Annotated in this window: 19 protein-coding genes; 6 read left to right on the top strand and 13 right to left on the bottom strand. The window is 72.4% G+C overall.

Features of this window, described 5'->3' with window-relative positions; translation table 11 throughout:
• The first annotated feature begins 12 nt into the window (after positions 1–12).
• The gene (locus AB0I15_RS24580; protein ID WP_358099713.1) at positions 13–2,571 is read left to right on the top strand and encodes a family 78 glycoside hydrolase catalytic domain; all 2,559 of its coding nucleotides are present in this window, start codon (positions 13–15) and stop codon (positions 2,569–2,571) included.
• 123 nt (positions 2,572–2,694) lie between these two features.
• Positions 2,695–3,300 carry a CAP domain-containing protein gene (locus AB0I15_RS24575; RefSeq protein ID WP_358099710.1) on the top strand — a complete coding sequence of 202 codons (606 nt, stop codon included), beginning with the start codon at positions 2,695–2,697 and terminating at the stop codon, positions 3,298–3,300.
• Between the two features lie 136 nt (positions 3,301–3,436).
• On the opposite strand, the gene AB0I15_RS24570 is transcribed toward AB0I15_RS24575, so the two are convergent.
• Positions 3,437–3,733 carry a hypothetical protein gene (locus AB0I15_RS24570; protein WP_358099707.1) on the bottom strand — a complete coding sequence of 99 codons (297 nt, stop codon included), beginning with the start codon at positions 3,731–3,733 and terminating at the stop codon, positions 3,437–3,439.
• A gap of 90 nt (positions 3,734–3,823) precedes the next feature.
• Entirely contained in the window at positions 3,824–4,003 is a 180-nt protein-coding gene (locus AB0I15_RS24565; RefSeq protein WP_358099705.1) for a hypothetical protein, read from the bottom strand.
• A 98-nt stretch (positions 4,004–4,101) separates the two neighbouring features.
• Between AB0I15_RS24565 and AB0I15_RS24560 the strand changes: the two genes are divergently transcribed.
• Positions 4,102–4,539, top strand: coding sequence for a MarR family transcriptional regulator (locus AB0I15_RS24560; protein WP_358099702.1), 438 nt, complete (start codon positions 4,102–4,104; stop codon positions 4,537–4,539).
• A gap of 117 nt (positions 4,540–4,656) precedes the next feature.
• Here the strand turns inward: AB0I15_RS24560 and AB0I15_RS24555 are convergent, their stop codons facing one another.
• Genes AB0I15_RS24555 through AB0I15_RS24540 form a run of 4 tightly spaced genes read right to left on the bottom strand, consistent with a single transcriptional unit; the run spans position 4,657 to position 8,167 of the window.
• Entirely contained in the window at positions 4,657–5,481 is an 825-nt protein-coding gene (locus tag AB0I15_RS24555; protein WP_358099699.1) for an SDR family oxidoreductase, read from the bottom strand.
• A gap of 4 nt (positions 5,482–5,485) precedes the next feature.
• Positions 5,486–5,686 carry a ferredoxin gene (locus AB0I15_RS24550; RefSeq protein ID WP_358099696.1) on the bottom strand — a complete coding sequence of 67 codons (201 nt, stop codon included), beginning with the start codon at positions 5,684–5,686 and terminating at the stop codon, positions 5,486–5,488.
• Between the two features lie 28 nt (positions 5,687–5,714).
• Positions 5,715–6,926: a cytochrome P450 gene (locus AB0I15_RS24545; protein ID WP_358099693.1), complete on the bottom strand. Its 1,212-nt coding sequence runs from the start codon at positions 6,924–6,926 to the stop codon at positions 5,715–5,717.
• A 47-nt stretch (positions 6,927–6,973) separates the two neighbouring features.
• Entirely contained in the window at positions 6,974–8,167 is a 1,194-nt protein-coding gene (locus AB0I15_RS24540; protein ID WP_358099690.1) for an FAD-dependent oxidoreductase, read from the bottom strand.
• A 123-nt stretch (positions 8,168–8,290) separates the two neighbouring features.
• On the opposite strand from AB0I15_RS24540, the gene AB0I15_RS24535 reads away from it, so the two are divergent.
• Positions 8,291–8,950, top strand: coding sequence for a TetR/AcrR family transcriptional regulator (locus AB0I15_RS24535; RefSeq protein WP_358099687.1), 660 nt, complete (start codon positions 8,291–8,293; stop codon positions 8,948–8,950).
• A 169-nt stretch (positions 8,951–9,119) separates the two neighbouring features.
• On the opposite strand, the gene AB0I15_RS24530 is transcribed toward AB0I15_RS24535, so the two are convergent.
• Positions 9,120–10,424 (bottom strand): SpoIIE family protein phosphatase, encoded by a 1,305-nt coding sequence (locus AB0I15_RS24530; RefSeq protein ID WP_358099684.1) that lies wholly within the window; start codon positions 10,422–10,424, stop codon positions 9,120–9,122.
• Positions 10,421–11,227 (bottom strand): alpha/beta hydrolase, encoded by an 807-nt coding sequence (locus tag AB0I15_RS24525; protein WP_358099682.1) that lies wholly within the window; start codon positions 11,225–11,227, stop codon positions 10,421–10,423. The genes AB0I15_RS24530 and AB0I15_RS24525 overlap by 4 nt, the downstream gene beginning before the upstream one ends.
• A 168-nt stretch (positions 11,228–11,395) precedes the next feature.
• Between AB0I15_RS24525 and AB0I15_RS24520 the strand changes: the two genes are divergently transcribed.
• Positions 11,396–11,896 (top strand): SigE family RNA polymerase sigma factor, encoded by a 501-nt coding sequence (locus tag AB0I15_RS24520; protein ID WP_358099679.1) that lies wholly within the window; start codon positions 11,396–11,398, stop codon positions 11,894–11,896.
• A complete protein-coding gene (locus tag AB0I15_RS24515) occupies positions 11,893–12,660 on the top strand; it encodes a hypothetical protein (RefSeq protein ID WP_358099676.1) in 768 nt (255 codons plus the stop codon). Before AB0I15_RS24520 ends, AB0I15_RS24515 begins: the two co-directional genes overlap by 4 nt.
• 80 nt (positions 12,661–12,740) lie before the next feature.
• Here the strand turns inward: AB0I15_RS24515 and AB0I15_RS24510 are convergent, their stop codons facing one another.
• From AB0I15_RS24510 to AB0I15_RS24490, 5 genes are all read right to left on the bottom strand, one after another.
• Complete coding sequence (locus AB0I15_RS24510; protein ID WP_358099673.1) at positions 12,741–17,399, bottom strand: GH92 family glycosyl hydrolase; 4,659 nt, start codon at positions 17,397–17,399, stop codon at positions 12,741–12,743.
• Positions 17,400–17,655: 256 nt separating this feature from the next.
• Entirely contained in the window at positions 17,656–18,201 is a 546-nt protein-coding gene (locus AB0I15_RS24505; RefSeq protein ID WP_358099670.1) for a hypothetical protein, read from the bottom strand.
• A 144-nt stretch (positions 18,202–18,345) separates the two neighbouring features.
• Positions 18,346–20,802: a hypothetical protein gene (locus tag AB0I15_RS24500; RefSeq protein WP_358099667.1), complete on the bottom strand. Its 2,457-nt coding sequence runs from the start codon at positions 20,800–20,802 to the stop codon at positions 18,346–18,348.
• Between the two features lie 168 nt (positions 20,803–20,970).
• Complete coding sequence (locus tag AB0I15_RS24495; RefSeq protein WP_358099664.1) at positions 20,971–21,312, bottom strand: TraR/DksA family transcriptional regulator; 342 nt, start codon at positions 21,310–21,312, stop codon at positions 20,971–20,973.
• Positions 21,313–21,397: 85 nt separating this feature from the next.
• Positions 21,398–21,763 carry a hypothetical protein gene (locus tag AB0I15_RS24490; protein WP_358099661.1) on the bottom strand — a complete coding sequence of 122 codons (366 nt, stop codon included), beginning with the start codon at positions 21,761–21,763 and terminating at the stop codon, positions 21,398–21,400.
• Positions 21,764–21,782: the final 19 nt, after the last annotated feature.

The raw sequence follows: 21,782 nt of genomic DNA, 5'->3' as shown, positions 1-21,782 counted from the left end.
CTAAGGAGCAACTTGCTGACCGTCACAGCGCCCACGTTCGAACACCACCAAGACCCCCTCGGCATCGGCGAGCCCGCCCCGCGCCTGTCCTGGACCGTCACGACCGACCTGGCGGACTGGCGGCAGCAGGCGTACGAGATCGAGCTCGGCGACGGCGCCACGACCGGCCGCGTCGAGTCCGGCGCGTCGGTGCTCGTGCCCTGGCCGAGCGCGGCGCTGGGCTCGCGCGAACGGCGCGAGGCCCGCGTGCGCGTCCACGGCGCCGACGGCTCCGCCAGCGACTGGAGCCCCTGGTCGTGCGTGGAGACCGGGCTCCTGGAACCGGCCGACTGGCAGGCCGAGGCGGCGGCGCCGCCGCTCGACCTGCTGGGCGTGCCCGACGGCCCCGCCCTGCTGCTGCGCCGCGACTTCACCCTGCGCGCCCCCGTCGCCTCCGCCCGCCTGTACATCACCGCCCACGGCGTGTTCGAGGCCGAGATCAACGGCGTCGTCGTCGGCGACGACGTGCTCGCCCCCGGCTGGAGCAGCTACGGCCACCGCCTGCGCTACCGCACCCACGACGTCACCGCCCTGCTGCGCGAGGGCGGCAACGCCATCGGCGCCACCCTCGCAGACGGCTGGTACCGTGGCCGCATCGGCTTCCTCGGCGGCAAGACCGACCTGTACGGCGACCGCACCGCCCTCATCGCCCAGCTCGAAGTCACCTACGCCGACGGCACCACCGACGTCGTGGTCACCGACGGCTCGTGGCGCTGCGCGAGCGGCCCCGTCACCGCCACCAGCCTGTACGACGGCGAGAAGCACGACGACCGCCTGCTGCCCACCGGCTGGTCGCGGCCCGGCTTCGACGACGCCTCCTGGCTGCCCGCCGACGCCCTGGCCCACGACCCCGCCCTGCTCGTCGCCCCGACCGGCCCGCCCGTGCGCCGCACCGAGACCCTCCCCGTGGCCGGCGTGCTCACCGGCCCGGACGGCGAGACCATCCTCGACTTCGGCCAGAACATCGCCGGCCGCCTGCGCATCCGCGTCCAGGGCCCCGCCGGGCACACCGTCTCCCTCCGCCACGCCGAGGTCCTGGAGAACGGCGCCCTGGCGCTGCGCCCGCTGCGCGACGCGGCCGCGTTCGACCAGTACACGCTGCGTGGCGACGCCGATCCCGAGGAGTGGGAGCCCCGCTTCACCACGCACGGCTTCCGCTACGCCCAGATCGACGGCTGGCCGGGCGAGCTCGACCCGGCCGACGTCCAGGCGGTCGTCTGCCACACGGACATGCGGCCCATCGGCACGTTCGAGTGCTCGGAGCCGCTGCTGAACCGGCTGCACGACAACGTCCGCTGGAGCATGCGCGGCAACTTCGTCGACCTGCCCACCGACTGCCCGCAGCGTGACGAGCGGCTCGGCTGGACCGGCGACATCCAGGTCTTCGCCCCCGCCGCCGCGTTCCTCTACGACTGCGCCGGGCCGCTGTCCTCCTGGCTCGCCGACCTGGCCGCCGAACAGGCCGAGGTGGGCACCGTGCCGCACTTCGTGCCGTGGGTGCCGCTGGCCTTCGACGTCTCGCCGACGGCCGCGTGGGGTGACGCCGCGGTGCTCGTGCCGTGGGTGCTCTACCAGCGCTTCGGCGACCTCGACCTGCTGCGCCGGCAGTACGTCAGCATGACGGCGTGGGTCGACCAGGTCGCCTCCCTCGCCGGCGACGATCACCTGTGGGACGAGGGCTTCCAGTTCGGCGACTGGCTCGACCCCGCCGCGCCGCCGGACCAGCCGGGCAAGGCGCGGACCGACCACGCGCTCGTCGCCACCGCCTGCCACGCCTGGTCGGCCCAGGTCGTGGCCGACACGGCGGCGCTGCTCGGCCGCGACGCCGACGCCGCCCGCTACGCGGAGCTGGCCGAGCAGGTGCGCCTGGCCTTCCGGCGCGAGTTCGTCACCCCGTCGGGGCGGCTGGCCTGCGACACCCAGACCGCCTACGCCCTCGCCCTGTGCCTGGACCTGCTGGACGGGCCGCGGCAGCGGGAACGGGCCGGGCGCCGCCTGGTGGAGCTGGTCGCCGCCGACGACCACCGCATCGGGACCGGGTTCGTCGGCACCCCGCTGGTCTGCGACGCTCTGTGCGCGGTGGGGGCGTACGACACCGCGTACGCCCTGCTCACGCAGCGCAACTGCCCGTCGTGGCTGTACCCGGTCACGATGGGGGCCACCACGATCTGGGAGCGCTGGGACAGCCTCCTCCCGGACGGGTCGGTCAATCCCGGCGAGATGACCTCGTTCAACCACTACGCGCTCGGGGCGGTGGCCGACTTCCTGCACCGCACGGTCGCCGGTCTCGCCCCCGCCGCCCCCGGTTACGGCCGGCTGCGTATCGCCCCGCGCCCCGGCGGTGGGCTGACCCACGCCTCGGCCGGCCTCGACACCCCGTACGGGCCGGCCTCGGTCGCCTGGGTCAGGGACGGCGAGACGCTCACGGTCACCGCCACGGTGCCGCCGGGCACGGTGGCCGAGGTGGACCTGCCGGGAGCCGCGCCGCAGGAGGTGGGCGCGGGCACGCACGAGTTCACCACCCGTCTGTGACACCCGCGGGGTCCCGTCCCGAACGGGGCGGGACCCCGTACGGGTGAGTAGGGGCTACTCATGCCCCGGCCGGTTCGCCGCCGTATCACTGGAGGACGTTCATCCTCACTTAAGGAGATCGCGGTGAATCGCATCATGAAGGTTCTCGGAGCCGCGGGCGTCGTCGCCCTGGGCGCCCTCCCGGCTCTGAGCCCGCCCGCCGCCGCTGCGCCCAACTGTGCCGCCGCGGCGGCGTACTACGACACGGTCCCCGCGGCGGCCAACATCACCATGGTGAGGCAGGCAGTGCACTGCCTCATCGACGCCGAGCGCGCCAGGGCCGGGCTCGCCGCCCTGACCCGCAACGGGCCGCTCGACAGCGCGGCGCTCTCGCACGCCAACGCCGCCGCGGCCCTGAAGTGGTGGCGGCCCGGCGCGGACTCGCACCGCAACCCGCAGACCGGCTCCACGCCGGGCACGCGCATCACGGCCGCCGGCTACTGCCCGAACCCGCGCTCGTGGGCCTACGCCGAGACCACCTACACCGGGTGGGGCGCCGGCGCGGGCACGCCGAGGGCGGCCGTCCGCTGGTGGGTGTACGTCAGCACGTTCGGTCACCGCCAGATCGTCCTCAGCCCGACGATGGCCGACGTCGGCATCGGCGTCGCGGCCGGTGCCGCCGACCCGGCCGGGGCCGGCGCGAGCGACGGCGGGACCTACGTGGTCGACTTCGGCCGCTGCCAGCGCTGATTCCCGCCGCTGGACAGGTGACGCGCCGCCCGATTCAGGCGGATGACGCTGTCCCCCGGTCACGGATGACGCTGTTCCTCGGTCAAGGGGGCGCGGGGGAACAGGCGGGGCAAGCCGAAGGGGAAGCCCGATCGGCTCAGGCGGGCATCGGTGGGGCGTGGTGGGCACTGGGGCGGCCGGCCTCGAAACGGCCGGGCCGCTGACGTCCGCCGGGCTGCACCGCCCATCCGCCGTGGAGGTGGCGCGACGCCCACGCGCGGTAGTGCTCCTCGCCGCACCTGCGCCTGTCGTCGTCGGTCATCGTGCGCCACGCCGTCACCGGGATGCCCGTGTCGACGACGTCCCAGACGGTGGAGTCCGCACTGTCGGTGGCGATGTCCACGATCAGCTTGATCGTCTCGGGCCGGCCTGCCGTGCCGTTCTCGTGGGCCATGTCCGGACTCCTTTCGCGCACTTCGCGGCATCTCATGTGGGCCCATAGGAGCTTCCCGCGTACGCGGGGGATATGCCGGAGCGCCGCTCGTCAGGAGTAGAAGTGCATGACGACGGCCAGGCCCACCACGTGCATGAGCACGACCGCGGCGATCAGCGTGACGAAGATGAACTTGGCGGGGCCGTGCTCGAAGTGCTTGCCCTCCTCAAGGGGGCGGAGCTTGGCCTGGCGCTCGGCGATGCGCTCCTCGAGTGGCTTGCGGTGAAACACCAGGATGCCCTTCGTTTGCGTGAGGGTATTTTGTAGGCTATTAGTTGGTGCACAAAGTAATTTACCAGAAGCCGTTGGAGGCGCAACGGATGGAGCCTGTGACAGAGACAACAGATCCCCTGGCTCTGGAGCGCCAGGTGTGCTTCGCCCTGAGCATCGCCTCGCGCAGCGTGATCGGGCTCTACCGGCCGCTGCTGCAGCCCATGGGGCTCACGCACCCGCAATACCTGGTCATGCTCGCGCTCTGGCAGCAGGAGCCCCTCTCGGTCAAGGAGCTGGGGGAGCTGCTCCAGCTCGACCCCGGCACCCTGTCGCCCCTGCTCAAGCGGCTCCAGGCCCTGGGTTACCTCCACCGCGAGCGCAACGCCCAGGACGAGCGCGCCCTGGCCGTCACCCTGACCCCCACCGGCCGCCGGTTGCGGGCCGAGGCGGAGAAGATCCCGCCGGCCATCGTGGCCCGCCTCGGGATGGAGCTCGAAGAGCTGCAGGACCTGCACCAGGCCCTGCTGCGGGTGATCGCGGCGGCACGCACCTGATTCCGGATCGGCTCTTTTCCCGGCGGTCGCAGGATCATGCCGGGGGAGGAGGCCGGGCGTCCGTGCCGGCGGAGCTCATCGCCGGGCTCCGGGCTCCCTGCGGTGCCGCGGTCGCTGTCAGCCGAGTCGGCCGGTGCGGGCGGCGGCGATGACACCGCCGTCCACGAGCAGGTCCGTTCCGGAGATGAACGCGGCGGCGGGGCCGAGCAGGAAGTCGACGGCGGCGGCGATGTCGGCGGGGGTGCCGACCCGGCCGGCGTTGGAGGCGTCCACCATCGCCTTCATGATCGCGCCATGCTCACTGTCCAGCTCGGCCCGCCCCATGGGGGTGGCGATGACGCCGGGGCTGATCGAGTTGATCCTGGCGCCCCTGGCCCCCCACGCCGTGCTCGCGGCCTGGACGCGCAGATGGTTGGCCTGCTTGGCGAAGCCGTAGGCGCTGCCGGAGTCGGCGAAGCGGCTCTCGGCGGTGACCGGCAGGGACAGCAGCTCGCCGGCCGGCACGGTGGCCAGGCGCAGCGCGTCATCGCCGGAGAGGGCGGGCTGGAAGTGCCCGGCCATGCTCGCGATGACCACGCCGGCCCCACCGGCGGCGACGACCTGGCCGAACTCCTCCAGCACCAGCGCGACCCCGAGCAGGTCGACCGCCAGGATCGCCGGTACGGGCGCCTGCACCGGAGACAGCCCGGCCGTGTGCACCACGGACCGGACCTCCCCCAGCGAGGCCGCCCGCGCGGCGAGCGCGGCGACCGACTCCCGTGAGGAGACGTCGACGCGCTGCGGGGTCACGTCATGGCCCTGGTCCCGCAGCCGTTCGGTGACCGAGTCCAGCGACTCCTGGTCGAAGTCCGCGACCAGCAGCCGGGCCCCGGCGCCCACGCGCTCTGCGACGGCCCGGCCCATGCCGCCGACGCCGATGATCACTGCCACCTGCCGGTTCATCGGCTCACGCCTGCTCGTTGACCTCGATGGCCGCGGCGGGACAGACCGCGGCGGCCTCGCGTACCAGGACATGCTGGTCCTCGCCCGGCTCCGGTTCGAGCAGGATGACGATGCCGTCGTCCTCGCGCTGGTCGAACACGTCGGGCGCGATCAGCACGCACTGCCCGGCGCCGCAACATTTGTCCTCGTCGACGATGATCTTCATGAAACGGGTTCCTCTCTTGTGGTCGGGTTCACCAGCGGACCGGCACCGTACGCAGGCCGCCGACGGCGAGCCCCTCGACGCGCTCCAGCTCCTCCACCGGCACGGCCAGCTCCAGGGCCGGCAGCTTGCGCAGCAGCACCTCGAGCACGACCTGCAGCTCGGTACGGGCCAGCGACTGGCCCAGGCAGGAGTGGGCGCCGGCCCCGAAGGACAGGTGCGTGTTCGGGCTGCGGCTGAGGTCCATCTGGTCGGCGGCCTCGAAGGCGGTCTCGTCGCGGTTGGCCGCGGCCATGCTGCACACCACGGTGGTGCCGCGCGGCAGGACCGTACCGCTGACCTCGGTCTCCTCGCGCAGGTAGCGCGGCAGGCCGAAGCCGGAGTTGGCGTCGAGCCGCAGCGTCTCCTCCACCGCCGTGCGGATCAGCTTCGGGTCGGCCAGCAACTGCTCCCACCGGCCGCGGTCGGCCAGCAGCATGGAGACCATCTTGCCGATCATGTTGGCGGTGGTCTCGTGCCCGGCGACCAGCAGCGCCATGCCGGTGACCAGGATCTGCAGGTCGTTCAGCCCGCCGTCCTCGGGGCCGCCGACCGCGATCAGCTCGCTCAGCAGGTCGTCGCCCGGCTCGGCGCGCTTGGCGGCGACGTGCTCGGACATGTACTGGAAGAACGCGGCCTGCGCGGCGTCGATCTCTTCCTTGCCGTAGCGGGTCAGGTTGAGCAGGGTGTCGGACCAGTACGAGAACCGGTCCCGGTCCTCGGCCGGCACACCGAGCATGTCGCAGATGACGTACACCGGCAGCGGGAAGCCCAGCGCGGCCTTGAGGTCGCCGGGGGCGCCGCGCTCCACCATCTCGTCGATGAGCTCCTCGGCGATCCTGGCCATCGAGGGCCGCAGGGCCGCCATGCGCTTGGCGGTGAACCACCGGCCGACCAGGCGCCGCCAGTGCTGGTGCTCCTCGCCGCCGTCGGGGATGATCGCCGCGAACTCGCTGCTGAACACCCCGCCGCCCTCGGCCGACAGGCGGGCCGCGTCGGGCGCGTTGAGCTGACGGGTGAAGCGCGGGTCGGCGAGCACCTCCTTGACGTCGTCGTACCGGGTCAGCAGCGTCGCCTGGTCGCCGCTGGGCAGCGTCACGTGGGCCACCGGGCACTTGCTGCGCAGCTCCGCCCATTCCGCGGGCGGCTCCAGGGCCGCGTCGGCGGGGATCGGGTAGCGCAGGACCTGCTCGTCGACACTCATGAGGAGTTCTCCTTGTGAGGGGATGGTTGGTCGCCCGCGAACGGGCGTCACGCGCGGGCCAGGGGCGGGGCGGTCTGCCAGGCGCCGAGGCACTGCTGCCGCAGCAGGCGGGCCTGCTTGGCCATGTTCCAGCCGAGCACTCCGGTGACCTGGCCGTCCTCCCGGTAGACGGCGGTGAAGCGGCCGTCCGCCGGGTCGCCGTCGGTGATGCCGACCTCGGCCGCCGGTGACGGGAGGCCGTGGGCCTGGATCTTGACGTCGTACTGGTCGGTCCAGAAGTACGGGACCGGCGTGTACGGCCGATCGGCCCCGAGCAGGTTGGCCGCCACCACCTGGGCCTGCTCGGTCGCGTTGGTACGGTTCTCCAGGCGCAGCCGCCGGCCGAGACCCTCGTGCTCCCAGCGGGCCACGTCCCCGACGGCGTAGACGCCCTCGGCCGCGCGGCAGCGCGTGTCGCACTCCACGCCGTCGCCCACGGTGAGCCCGCTGCCCTCGAGCCAGCCGGTCCCCGGCCGCGAACCGATGGCCACCACGACCGCGTCGGCGGGCAGGAGCTCGCCGGTGGCCAGCCGCACGCCGGTGACGCGGCCGTCGGCGCCCGCCAGCCCCTCGACCGCGACGCCGAGCCGCAGCCGTACGCCGCGCTCGGTGTGCGTACGGGCCAGCCTCGCGCCGATCACGTCGCCGACCTGGTCGCCGAGCAGGGTGGAGCCCATGCCGGCGAGCGTGACGTCCAGGCCCATGGCGCGGGCGGTGGCGGCGATCTCCGCGCCCAGCACCCCTTCGCCGACGACCACGAGCCGCCTGGCGGCGGTCAGGTGGGCGCGCAGCGCGAGCGCGTCGTCGAGACCGCGCAGCCCGTGCACGCCCGCGAGCCCGTCCTGGCCGGGCAGCCGCCGCGGGGTCAGGCCGGTGGCGATGACCACGGCGTCGGCCCGCAGCACACGGCCGGAGGCGGTGGTGACGGCGCGGGCCGCCGCGTCCAGCGCGGCGGCGGGCTCGCCCAGCGCGAACTCGGCGTTCAGCCCGTCGAGCTGCGCCCGCGTACGGAGCTGGGCCCGGCCCGGCTCCCAGTCGCCGGCCAGCACCTGCTTCGACAGCGGCGGGCGGTCGTAAGGCGAGTGGAGCTCGGCACCCAGCAGCGTCAACCGGCCCTCGAAGCCGTGCCGCCGCAGCGCCTCGGCCGTGCTCAGCCCGGCGGCCGACGCGCCGACGATCAGGATGCGCTCGGGGGGCGTCACAGGGCGGCACCCCGGCGTACGCGAATCCGCATATGACGTGTCCTTTCGGTCGTCCCGTGAGACCAGGTTACCCTACACGTGTCGGAAATCCTGCACATGTAGGGTGAAGGTAAGGTGAAAGGCGTGGCCACGACTAAGAACAGCAACACGCCCCCGGGCGACCGGCGCGTGCGCCGCACTCACACGGCCCTGGCACGCGCGCTCCTCCAACTCGTCGAGGAGCAGGACCTGTCCCGGATCACCGTCGCCGACGTCGCCGAACGTGCCGAAGTGAGCCGCTCGACCTTCTACGACCACTACCGCGACGTGCACGAGCTGGCCGAGGCCGCCTGCACCGCGATGATCGACAACTTGATCGAGTCCCTGCCGGGCGCCGACATCGACGCGGCGAACCCGGGGCCCGAGGCGACCCAGTCACTGGAGGCGTTCTTCGCCAGCCTCGCCGAGCACGCCGGGCTCTACCGCGCACTGCTGGGGCCGCAGGGCAGCGCGCGCGTCGCCGACCACATCCGCCGCCGGGCCACCGCGGCCATCCACGACCGCCTGCACCAGGCCGTCGTCGGCGGTGAGCTGCCGCAATACGCCGGCCTGCCGCCGGACGGCCCGCACGACGTCCCGGCCGCGTTCACCGCGGGGGCGCTCATCGGCGTGGCCGCCGACTGGCTGCACCGCGGCTGTCCCCGCACCCCCGCCGAGATGGCCGCTCTGGTCTGGCCGCTGTTCGGCACGCTCCACCAGGTGGAGACCGGCCCCTCCCACGCGGACACCGGCTCGCTCACCTGACCCGGCCAGGCCCCACGGGTTCGCCGCGTCGATGCCCGGCCTGCCCGGCGTGAACATCCGCCAGCCCGACCCGCTCAGGACCGTGGTCCTGGCCGGGCGCGGCCCCAGCCTGGCCAATCCGGCCGCGAACGCGCTGCTGAGCCGGCTCACCGCCGCCGGACGATGACCTTCACGCGATCGGAGCGCGCGGCACGCCGAGGGCCAGGAGCGCGGTGTCGTCGTCGAGGCCCTCGCCCAGATCGTCCAGCAGGGCCGCCATCGCGGCGATGACACCGCCGGGCGTCGCGGGGGCGAGATGCGCGGCGAAGATCCGCAGAGCGTGCTCGCCGTAGCGACCGTCGTCGTCCGGCGCGTCGTCGGGTGCGTCGTCCGGGGTTTCGGGTGAGTCGTCGGTGCGGGCCTCGATGAGGCCGTCGGTGTAGAGGAGCAGCGTGTCGCCGGGTCGCAGCCGTGTCTCCACGGTCGTCGAGGGCGCCTCGGCCAGCAGACCGATGAGCGTCCCGCCGGTGGTGGGGAGGTAACCGGCGCGGCCGTCGGCGTACAGCAGGAGGGGTGGCGGGTGGCCGCCGCTGGCCAGCGTGACGGTGAAGCCGTCGCCGGTGGGGGTGAGGACGCCCGTGATGATCGTGCAGTAGCGGCCCTCCTCGCCGCTGCGCCCCGCGTACATGGCGGTGTTGAGGGTGGACAGGAGGGCGGCGGGGGCGGGGTCGTGCAGGGCGGCGGCCCGCAGCGTGTAGCGGGCCAGCGAGGTCACGGCCGCCGCGCCGGGGCCCTTGCCGCTCACGTCGCCGAGGAAGAAGCCCCAGCGGCCGTCCCCCAGCGGGTAGAGGTCGTAGAAGTCGCCGCCCAGGTTGTCAGGGGAGGCCGTGTGGTAGTAGGCGACGGCCTCCAGCCCCGGCACGTCCGGCAGCGACGGCGGCAGCAGGCTGCGCTGCAGCGTGGCGAGCACGCCCTGGAGGTGCTCGTGCTCGTACTGGGCCGCCTCGCGCGCCTGCTCCGCGGCCTCCCGGGCCCGTTCGGCGGCGGCGCGGGCCTCCTCGGCCTCCATGCGGGCGCGCAGCAGCTCGATCTCGTACGCGCGCCGGTCGCTCGCGTCGAAGATCGTGCTGCGGACCAGCAGCGGCTCGCCGTCGTCGCCGGTCTTCACCGTGGAGGTGACCAGGACCGGCAGGCGTGTGCCGTCGGCGGCCTTGAGCTCCAGCGCGATGCCGCTGATCTCGCCCTGCATGCGCAGCAGCGGCGCGAAGTGGGTCTCGTGGTAGATCCGGCCGCCGACGGTCAGCAGGTCGGCGAAGCGCCGCCGGCCCACGAGCTCGTCGCGGGTGCGGCCGAGCCAGGACAGCAGGGTCTCGTTGACCTTGACGATCCTCCCGTCCATGAGCGTGGACAGATAGCCGCATGGGGCGTTCTCGTACAGGTCTTCGGCGCTGACCTCCAGCAGCGCGGCGTAGGCCGCGTGCTCCCCGCCCTTCATGACGGGCTTTCCCGGACGAAGGCGGCGATGGCGGCGGCGGTGGCCTCGGGGGCGCTGAGCTGCGGGCAGTGCCCGGTGGCCGCCAGCGTGATGAGACGGCTGCCCGGGATCGCGTGGTGCACGTAGGCGCCCACCTCGCGCGGGGCGATCGCGTCCTCGGCGCACTCCAGGATCAGCGTCGGCACGCGCACGGTGGCCAGGTCGGCGCGGCTGTCGGTGAGGAACGTGGTGCGCGCGAAGACCCTGGCGATGTTCGGATCGGTACGGCAGAAGCTGTTGATCAGCTCTTCGGCCAGCTCCGGCCGGTCCGGGTTGCCCATGATCAGCGGCGCCATGGTGGCCGACCAGCCCAGGTAGTTGGCCTCCAGCGAGTCGAGCAGCTCGTCGATGTCCTCGGCGCTGAACCCGCCCCGGTAGTCGAGGTGGTCGATGTAGCAGGGGGAGGGGACGAGCAGCACCAGCTTCGCGAACCGGGCCGGCTCGCGGGCCGCGCACATCACCCCGACCATGGCGCTGACCGAATGGCCCACGAACACCACGTCGCGCAGGTCCAGCTCGCGGCAGATGTCGAGGACGTCCTCGGCGTAGCCGTCGAGGACGGCGTACCGCTCCTCGCGCCAGGCCGACAGGTCCGACCGGCCCGAGCCCACGTAGTCGAAGAGCACCACCTCGGACTCCTCGGCCAGGACGGGCACCACCAGCCGCCACAGGTTCTGGTCGCAGCCGAAACCGTGGGCGAGCATGACGACCGGGCCGCCCTTGCGCCCGATCACCTGAACGTTGTTCCTGCTGCGCACGTTCATATCGAACATCCTCTCATTTCCGCACATCAGAGGGGTCGTGGCGGTCGTCGGACGGCCCGGTCGCCGTGGGAGGCGGGGGCGGCCGGGAAATCGGCCGCGTCATGCTGTCAACCGGACGCGCCTGCCAAGCGGTAGTGAACGCCGGAGGCGACGAGACGGAGATGATGGATGAACGACGGGTTCGCCGAGTATGTGGCGCAGCGGCACCTGCGGCTGTGCCGGATGGCATATCTCCTCACCCGGGACTGGGGTACCGCCGAGGACGTGGTGCAGACCGCGCTGGCGAAGGCGTGGCTGGCCTGGCGGCGGATCGAGGGCAACCCCGATCCGTACGTCTACCGGATCATCGTGAACACCCACGCGTCCTGGTGGCGCAGGCGCTGGCGCGGGGAGGTGCCGGCCGAGAGCATCCCTGAGGCGGCCGACCCACGCGACTCGGCCGCCGAGGTGGACGATCAGGACGCGATGTGGAGCGCGATCGGCGCGCTCTCGCCACGCCAGCGAGCCGTGATCGTCCTGCACTACTTCGAGGGACGGACGCTGACCCAGGTCGCCGACATCGTCGGCTGCTCGCTGGGTGCGGTGAAGAGCCAGCTCAACCGGGCCCTCACCCGTCTTCGCGTCGATCCGGACATCCAGTGCATGAACTTGGAGGAGGTTCAGCGATGAGGCACACAGAGACCGATCTGCGGAGATTCCTGACCGAGCACAGCCAGGCGCGGGATCACGGCGAACCGCCCGCCCACCTCGACGCGATCGTACGGCGGGGCCGCCGCATACGCCGTACCCGGCGGATGCTGACGGCCGGGGCGACGCTGGCCTGCGCCGTCGCCGCCGTCGGGCTGGCGAACAGCCTGCTGATCGGACCTCAGGCGATCCCGTCGGTGGCCGCCCAGCCTCCTGTGGACTCGGCCGAGGTCGTCGAGCCGGGCCCGAAGCCGCCGGAGGAGTTCCAGGTGGTGCTGGGGGCGACGAAGTTCGCCATGCCCCTTCTGGACTCCCAGCGGTTCGACACGATGGGCGCCGCCCAGACGGTGACGTTCACGCCCGCCAGTCACGACACCGGGTTCAAGGTGGTCTGCGACGATCCCGAGGCGTGGGTGGTCCTCCAGCAGCGGCTGAAGAACGGCGAACAGGGCGGTTCGAGCGGGCGGTGCAAGGACGGGGTGGGTGGTCACGGCGACGAGAAGTCGGTGCCCTCCGACTGGCTGGAGGGGCCACAGTCCATGAAGGTCTGGGTCTTCCCGGCGGACGCGCCCGTCGAGGAGGTGGTGAAGGACACCGTGGCCTGCCCCAAGGGCATGAAGGAGTGCGCGGAGCACATCGTCACCTGGGGGTTGTCACAGCCCAAGGTGCTTGAGCGGCTGTCCGAGGAGATCGGGGAGCGGCCGGGCAGGTGGGCCGTCGGGATCTACGACCGGCCCGTGAAGTAGCGGGCCCCGTCCCGCCAAGGGGGCACGGGACGGGTGACATCAGAGCGTGCCCGGGACGCCGGGCGTCCCGGGCACGGTCGTCATGAGCGCCGCAGGTCCAGACGCACCCGGGCGAGCCAGGACCCCCAGCCGTCCTGCGGCTGGCTGTCCGCGACGCGCAGGTAGAAGGTCTGGGCCGTCCCGCGCAGCTCGTTGAGGTCGAGCGGGCGCTGTGCCCGGTTGGACAGATCGCGTACGTTGGCGCTCTCCTGCAGCACCGTCCGCCAGGTCCGGTTGTCGGCCGAGACCTGGACCAGGAACTGGTTGCCGATGTCCAGCGTCAGCGAACCTCCGCTCACCTGGGCCGGCAGCTCGAACCGGTAGGTGGCGTGGCTGGTGCCGTCGGTGAAACGGGCGCGGCCGTCGTACACCTCGCCGTCGAGCTGGGACCCGTCCTCCTCCAGCAGCCAGGGAGCCTCGGCGGAGGTGCCGGGCGTGAACTCCACGGTGTCGCCGAGCACCGTGACCGCCACCTGCTCGCTCGCCTGTCCCGTGGCGAAGCGGATCGGGTGGCTGCCCGCGCCCGCCGTCGCCGGGAGCGTCACCTGGAACGTCACCTTCTGCGACGCTCCGGGCGCGATGGGGCCGAAGTCGGCGGCCGCCGGCTGGACGGTCCAGCCCTGGGGTGCGGTCGCGGTCAGCCGGCCGGTCGCGGGCCGGTCGGCGTGGTTGGAGACGGTCACCGGCAGCGTCACCGTCCCGCCCGGCGCGGCGAAGACTCCGGCGGCCTCGATGGACAGTGCCGAGGTGGCCGGAGGGGCGGGGGCGAGCAGCTCGATCTCCGCGAGCGACGTGCCCCCGGTGAACCTGATCCGGTAGTGGGCGTACGCGCCCGGCTCGGCGATCTTGAAGGGCCGGGTCTGCAGCCGCCACGGGAAACTCTCGCCGGACCGCTCGTCGAGCACCTTCCACGCGGTCCCGTCGGCCGAGCCCTCCAGGACCCATCCGGCCGGGTCCTCGGACGGCTGGCCGGCGCCGGAGGTGAGCGTGTAGAAGCGGGCCTCCCGCTGCTCGCCGAAGGCGTACTGGACCCACGCGGGCAGCGCCGCCCGGGTGCCCGAGTCGTCGTCGAACAGCGCCTTCACGTCCGCGCCGCCGGCCGCCGACGCCGTGCCGCGCCCCGGCCCGGTGAGGTCGTGCAGCGGCTCGGGCACGCGGTCGTCACCGGTGATCGACGGCGGGGCGGCGTCCTTGCCGGTGCCCCAGCGCGACTGTCTGGGCCCCATCGTGAACTCCAGCTCGCCGCCCTTGGCGAGCAGGTCGTGCGGCAGGTACGTCTTGTCCCACGCCTTGCCGTCGACCTTCACGCCGTGCACGTACACGTTGCGGGCGTTGTTGCCGGGCGCCTTGATCACCAGCTTCTTGCCGCCGCCCAGGTGCACGGTCGCCTTCTTGAACAGCGGTGAGCCGATCGCGTAGTACGGGCTGCCCATCTGCAGCGGGTAGAAGCCCAGCGCGCTGAAGACCTGCCAGGCCGACATCTCCCCGTTGTCCTCGTCGCCCGGGTAGCCCTGGCCGATCTCGCTGCCCAGGTACAGGCGCGACAGCGCCTCGCGCACCTTCTCCTGGGTCTTCCACGGCTGCCCGGCGTGGTCGTACATGTAGGCGATGTGGTGCGAGGGCTGGTTGCTGTGCCCGTACTGGCCCATCCGGATGTCCCTGGCCTCGCGCATCTCGTGGATGATGCCGTTGTACGAGCCGGGGAACATCGCCGTCTCCTGATCGGCGAAGAACGCGTCCAGCTTGTCCGCCAGCTTGTCCGCGCCGCCGTACAGGTTGGCCAGGCCGCGGCCGTCCTGCGGGACGTGGAAGGCCATGTTCCAGCCGTTGGTCTCGGTGTAGTCGAAGCCCCACGTACGCGGGTCGTACGCGCCCGGCTTGCGGCGGAAGGAGCCGTCGGCGTTGCGGCCCTGGAAGAAGCCCACCGCCGGGTCGAACATGTGCACGTAGTTCAGGGCCCGGTTGCGGAAGTATTCGTGCTCCTCCAGGTAGCGGGCCCGCTCCGCGCCGGTCGCCTTCTCGGCCAGGGCCTTGGCCATGTTCGCGATGCCGAAGTCGTTGATGTAGCCGTCCATCGCCCACGACATGGCCTCGCCCGTGGACTGGATGCTCGTGTACCCGAGGAAGACGGAGGTCGGCAGGCCCTTGCGGCCCACGTGGCGGGCGGGCGGGGAGACCGTGGCGTTCTTGACGGCGGCCTCGTACGCGGCCTTGGCGTCGAAGCCGGTCACGCCCTTGAGGTAGGCGTCGGCGAAGGCGACGTCGGAGCTCGTGCCGACCATCAGGTCGGCGTAGCCGGGCGAGGACCAGCGGGCGATCCAGCCGCCGTCCTCGTACTGGCGGACGAACCCGTCGACCATCTCCCCGGCCGCCTCCGGCGTGAGCAGCGCGTACGCGGGCCACGTCGTCCGATAGGTGTCCCAGAAGCCGTTGTTGACGTACACCTTCCCGTCCGCCACGCGGGCGGGGGGCGGGGTGGTGGTGGAGGACTGGACGGCATGCTTGTAGACCGGCGCGGCGGCGGTGCCGGTGTTCTCGTGGCCGGAGTTGGGATAGAGGAACAGCCGGTACAGGTTGGAGTAGAGCGTGACGAGCTGGTCGTCGCTCGCCCCCTCCACCTCGATGACGCCGAGCTTGGCGTCCCACGCCTCGCGCGCCCGCTCACTGACCGTCTCCAGCGTGTCGGTGGCGGCCAGCTCCAGCTCCAGGTTGTGCCTGGCCTGCTCCACGCTGATCAGCGAGGACGCGATGCGCATGGTCACCGTGCGCGCCGTGCCCGCGTCGAAGGCCAGGTAGCCCAGGACGTTGTCACGGCCCTGACCGGTCAGCCTGCCGCCGCCGGTGACCGGGCGGTCGAAGACGGCGTAGAAGTACATCCGCGCGGCCCCGGTGGACAGGTCGCTGCGCACGTCCGAGTAGCCGGTCACGACGCCGCCGGACGTGTCGAGGGTCAGGCCGCCGCTGTTGCCGACGTTGTCGAAGATCAGCTTGGCCGAGGAGCCGGGGAAGGTGAAGCGGGTCATCGCCGCGTGGTTGGTCGGCGCGATCTCGGTCTTGAGGCCGTTGTCGAAGGTGACCGCGTACAGGTGCGGGCGGGCGACCTCGCGCTCATGCCGGAAGGGCAGCGCCCGCGCGGTACGCGACGGGTCCGGCACCCCGGCGGCCACCGAGGGCATGAACTGGAAGGTCTGCCGGTCGCCCATCCACGGGCTGGGCTCGTGGCTGGCGGTGAACGCCTGGATCTCGGGCAGGTTGGCGGCGTTGTTGGCCCGGTGGTACTCGTACAGCCAGCTCGTGGAGCCGGCGTTGGTCATCGGCGTCCAGAAGTTGAACCCGTGCGGCACCGCCGTGGCCGGGAAGTTGTTGCCGCGCGAGAAACCGCCCGTGGAATGCGTGCCCCGGGTGGTCACCACGTACTGCGCGGGCCCGGTCTGGGCGTCGCGCGACCCGCGGCCCTCGTACGGCTGCCGCTGCCGCTCGGAGACGATCTTGATGTCGTCCACCCAGCCGCGGAACCCGGCCGGTCCCGCCGGGCTGTCGTAGGCCACCAGGATGCGCTTGATCCGCTTGCCCTTGGCCACCTCGCCGATGGGGGCGCGCTTGAAGTTCCACTGGTCGGCGTACAGGGTCTTGGACTCGCCCTGCGCGCGCGGCGCCAGCCGGGCCCCGTGCTGGTCGGCGGCCTTCAGGTCGCTGAGGTAGGTGCCGTCCTGGAACAGCAGGTCCACGGAGACGTAGGTGCTGGGGTAGCGCAGGTCGGCCGCGGTGAACTCCGGGAAGACCACGTAGGACAGCTCCATGGCCGGGGTGACCGGGATGTCCACCTCGAACACCTTGTTGGTGGAGTATCCGCCGTCCTGGGAGGTGGTGCTGCCCGCGTACTGGAAGGCGCGCAGCCCGGAGAAGCCGGCGCGCGGCTTGGAGACGAAGCCGCCGTTCGGGCCCGTGCCGATCTGGCTGCGCATGTCGCTGACCGGCCGGGGGCCGGTGCTTCCGTCCGACAGCTCCCACTCGGCCAGTTGCAGGGTCGCGCCGCTGCCGATGCGGGTGATGTTCAGCCGGTAGTGGGCGTAGGCGGTCGTGTTGGCGAAGCGGTATTCCCTGCGCTGCAGGCGGGCCGGGAACGTCTCGCCCGTGCGGGTGTCGAGGGTCGTCCAGGTCTGCCCGTCCTGGGAGCCCTGGAGCTGCCAGTCGCGCGGGTCGCGCTCGGGGGAGTCGTTGGCGGAGGTGAGCGCGTAGTGCACGACCGCGACCGGCTCGGACAGGGTGTACCGCACCCAGCCGGTGGCGGTGAACACCAGCCACTTGGTGTTCACGTCGCCGTCGGCCAGGTTCTCCTTCACCTCGCCGGCGGCGGCGTACTCGCCGCTGGCGCCGACCTGGGTGACCTTGTCGGAGACGCTGCCCTCGATGCCTCCGGGCAGGCTGCCGGTGACGTTGGCGGCCTTCTTGGCGCCGCGGGCGTTGGTCTCGGTGGTGTTGACCCAGGTCGGCTGCGGGTCGCCGGGCTCGAACGAGGTCGCGAAGGCCGCGCCCTCGTCCTGGGCCAGCGCCTGCCCGTCGCGGGCCGCTCGTTGCGCCTCGGCCGCGGACGGGGCCGGTTCGCCCGTGCGCGGGTCGGGAGGCGGGCTGTAGGACGTGGTCGGGGCCGGGGTGCCCGAAGGGCCCGGATTCGGGATGGGGTCTGTGTTGGTCTGCATCGTCCAGGCTGCTGCTGCGGGTGCGGCGAAGATGATCGCCGCGAAGGCGGATAAGAGTGCGGTCAGGAAAGAGCGTCGGTGAGAGTGCTTCATCGGGGGGACCTCTCAGCGGCTTCGGGGGGTGCTGACAACGTTGTCAACGGTCGATCTGTTAAGGAAGTTTTCAAAACCCGCCCGCCGTGTCAAGACCGCCCTGCACAAACGGCACGGCCCCGCCGTGCGGCGAGGCCGTGCCGGATGCCTAGCGCTCAGGTGTTCAGATCGTGCAGAACACCCGGAACCACTCCCACGACCGCGCCACGGTCGCGTTGGAGTGGACGACGTCGGTGACCCTGCCGCCGCCGCCGACGGCGGTCAGGAAGTGGCCGTCGATGGTGCGGATGGCGTACACGCCGTTGCCCTGGGAGACGAACTGGAACTTCTCCCAGGCCAGCAACTGGGTGGCGTCCGAGTGGATGACGTCGGTGACCCGGTTGCCGCCGCCCACCGCGGTGAGGTAGCGGCCGTTGACGGTCTTGATGCCGTACCGGATGGGGGAGCTCCCGTCGCCGGAGTCGACGAGCGTGAACCTCTCCCAGGCCAGGGCCTGCGTCGCGTCGGTGTGGACGACGTCCGTCGTTCGTCCGCCGCCGCCGACCGCCGTCACGAAGTTGCCGGTGTTGAAGGTCTGGAGCGTGCAGGTGACCGGGCCGTTGACGGCCCGCGGAATCGGACCCGCGGTCTGGGCCGACGCCGCCCCGGACATCCCGAGCCCGGTGAGCACGACGGCGGCGGCGATGACCGCGGCTTTCTTGATGTTCATGTGGTTTCCCCCTGAAAGCAGGTCCCGGGCCGTCCCGGGATCCTCATGGGGAAGGCGTTCCACACGGTTCCGCGCCGTTCCGGCTCAGGTCACGCCTCAGGTCACGCCTCAGGTCACGCCTCAGGTCACGCCTCAGGTCACGCCTCAGGTCACGGTCAGGCGGCGCAGGCGGTCGCCGACCTTGTAGTACAGGTCGCCGAACCCGTCGGCCGTGAGCCCGTCCATGCCGGGGTCGGTCTTGAGCACGGTCATCGCCTTCGTGGACCTGTCGATCCTGAAGATCTGGTCGCCCGAGGTGCCGTACACGTGCCGGGGGTCCTTGGCCACCGTGAGCAGGACGCCGTCGCGCCAGGCCAGGCCCGGCCTGTTGGCGTAGTCGGGGTCGGCGAACAGCCGCCTGACCGCGATCGTCTCCGGGTGGGCCGGGTCGAACGTGAACAGCCACCCCCCGGCCAGCCCCCACACCTGGCCGTCCACCTCGGTCAGCGCGGTGACGGCCGTGGGGGCGTCGATCGGGAGCGGGTGGAGCCGGGTCTGGCCGGTGGCGGGGTCGTGGGAGAACAGCGTGGCCGAGGCGCCCGGCGCGTAGACCGGGTTGACGCCGAGCGCGCCGCGCGTGGAGGTGCCGCCCCACACCCTGCCTCCGGCGTACGCCAGGGAGACCACCGCCTGGTCCGGCGCCACGCAGAAGGTCCGGCCCGCGCCCTGCCGGTAGACGGTGAGCGCGCCGCTGCGCTTGCCGTACTTGGGGACCGTGCCCATGAACAGCGTGCCGTCGGGGGCGGCGGCCAGCGCGTACGGCCGGTCCTGCGGCGGCGGGCCCTTGCCCGGCTCGCAGTCGTCGGCCTTGTCGCCCGCCTCGCCGCCCGTGTAGAGGTGCTCGGGCGGCCAGGAGCCGCCGGGCTCGTAGACGTGGAGCCGCGCCGAGGGATAGGTGGCGATGTAGAGGCGGCCGTCGTGGGCCAGCATGCTGTCGGTCTGGCTCAGCCCGGTGCGCGTCAGGGAGTCCGGGCCGGTGTCGTCGGCGTCGCCGCGCATCGGGTCGTAGACGCCGGTGCCGCCGGTCAGGTAGCCGCCGGTGTAGATCTTGCCGTCGGGGCCCGCGCCCAGGGCGTTGATCGCGGCGGGCAGCACGGGCGCGCCGCTCACCAGGCGGCTGCTCCACTGGCCCGTGGCGGGGGTGTACTTGAAGATCCGGGTGCCGTCCCCGGCCGCGCCGAGACCGGTCAGCGTGCCGCCCGTCCAGGTGTAGCCGGTGACCTCCAGGCCGGGGCGGACGCCGGTGGCCTGCGTGGTCCTGGCCGCCAGGTCGTAGGAGCGCAGCTCGCCGTCCTGGACGTACCAGATCTTGCCGTCGTGGGCGGGGGAGTGGTGCAGGTCCGCGTCGGGGAGCGTGGCCTCGGTGACGGCGGCGTACGAGCCGTCGGCGTTCGCGGTGACGCGCAGGACGAGCAGCGTGCGGTCGATCCAGGCGAGCAGCCGGCCGCCGGTCCAGGTGAGGCCGCCGACCATGGAGTTGTGCGCGTACGCGGCGGGCAGCAGGTCGTCCTTGCGGCCCGTGACGTTGTCGTACCTGACCAGGGCGGCGTTCGTGCCCGTGCCCAGGTAGGTGGCGCCCGCGGCGGGGTCGTGGGCGATGCTGCGCACGTATTCGGCGCCGGGCGCGATCGGGACGCTGCCGATGGTGGTGAAGGCGTTGTCGTCGTACTTGAAGTAGCGGCCGTCGTTGTAGGTGCCGCCGTACACCTTGCCGCCCGCTCCCGGCTCCAGGTCCCAGATGAAGGAGTAGCCGCCCTCCGCCCGGCCGAGGCCGGTGACGGACGTCTGGCCCGGGACGTACCGGTAGAGGATGGAGTTGGGGTAGGTGCCGAGGTAGATCCGGCCGTCCGTCGCGGTGGCCGCGGCCCAGCCGCCCACCGTGGGCGAGCTCGCGCTGTCGGGGATGGTGATCTTCCTGGTCACCTTCTCCGTGGCCAGGTCGATGACGGCGAGCTGCGGGTTGGTGTCCTCGGTGCCGGTGTAGAGGGCGTAGGCGTTGGCGGCGTCGAACGTGGTGGCGTTGGGGACGCTGCTCTCGAGCTGGATGCCGAGGTCGGTGGAGTCCTTGGTGATCAGGACCTCGTCCCAGTAGGCGGTGCCCACGTTGCCGACGCCGGAGTAGATGAGCGCGGAGACCGTCGCCGTGCCGGTGGGCGCGACGGCCGTGGTGGCGACGGTGTTCCAGTGGCCGCCGGAGGCGGAGGCGTACGCGGTGCTCAGGAGCCGGCCCGACGAATCGCGGAACCTGAGGTACAAGTCGGCGGTTCCGGTCTCGGCCCAAACCTTGGCGTAGGCGGTGTAGCGGGTGCCGGCCGTGGCGGGCGGGCCGGGCAGGCTCTCCCTGCCGTAGGCGGCGTTGGCGGCGGTGTCGGTCACGCGGGCGGCCGTGCGGCCGTCCCACGTCACGGCGGTGACGCCGCCCTGGCTGTGCGAGCCGCTCCAGCCGGTCAGGCCGTCGTCGAAGCTGTCGTTGGCGATGCGCAGGTCGGCCGCGCGGGCGGGGACGGCCAGCGCCGCGGCCACCAGGAGCGCCGGCAGCATTCCGGCGAGCAGGTGCCTCATCGGGGCATCCGGGCGGCGCGCGCTAAATTGCTCATGTAGTACCTCCATGCTGGATATCGGCCTTGACCGTAATATCTGGAGCAGGGCGCGTCAATGACGTTCGCACGCGACGCCGCCAGGGCCTCCACGGCCGTCTCGCCGTGGAGGCCCTGACCGCGCGCGGGCCCGTCAGGCGATCTCGTGGCGGCGCTGGCAGTGGATGCAGAGGCGGGCCAGCGGCCGGATCTTGAGCCGTTCGAACGGGATGCCCGCCTCGCAGCCGGAGCAGTGGCCGTAGTCGCCCGCCGCCAGCCGGTCCAGGGCCAGCGTGAGCTCGGCGATGGCGCGGTCGGCCGTGGCGAGGGAGACGAGCAGCTCCTGCCAGGTGTCGTCGGCCCCGCTGCCGTCCCGCGCCGCCGCCTGCAGGCCGAGCAACTGGCCGGTGCGGCGCTGCAACTGCTCCTGCAGGTCCTGGCGCAGCGACTGGAGTTGCACGCTGCTGAGGTGAGAGGTGTCCCGTGTTTCGGACATGACGCTGATCAGCTCCTTGAAGAAAGAAGAGGTGCGGGCATGACAAGCCCGCCCCGCGGCGCGGTGGCCGCCGGGTGGAGGGGAGCTAGATCAGCGGCGGGCTGCGGGAGCCCGCGGTGCCGTACGCGAAGCGCTGCGGGTCGCGGACCGCGTCGGAGCCGTGTCCCGGCGTGGGCGGCAGCGTGAGATGGGCGACCTCGTCGCTTCGCTCACTGCGCGGTGGCGGCCACAGCGACAGCACATGGTGCTCGCGGAGGCTCGCGGTCTGCGGCGGCAGGCTCGACAGGTGGTCGTCCCCGGAGCCCGGCCCGGCGGTCACGGCCGACGAGGTGTACGGGCCGTCGCCGAACCCGGTGGCGGACGCGCCGGCCACCAGCAAGGACAGCAGGACCAGGCCCATCACGCCCCACAGCGCGATGGACCATCGTGGTGTGCTCCACGGTCCCGTCATACGGCCGACCATAGCCCAG

This window comes from Nonomuraea sp. NPDC050643 (assembly GCF_040654715.1).
Taxonomy (GTDB): domain Bacteria; phylum Actinomycetota; class Actinomycetes; order Streptosporangiales; family Streptosporangiaceae; genus Nonomuraea.
The sequence above is the reverse complement of the archived record's forward strand: the minus strand, read 5'-3'. Positions and strand labels throughout refer to the sequence as shown.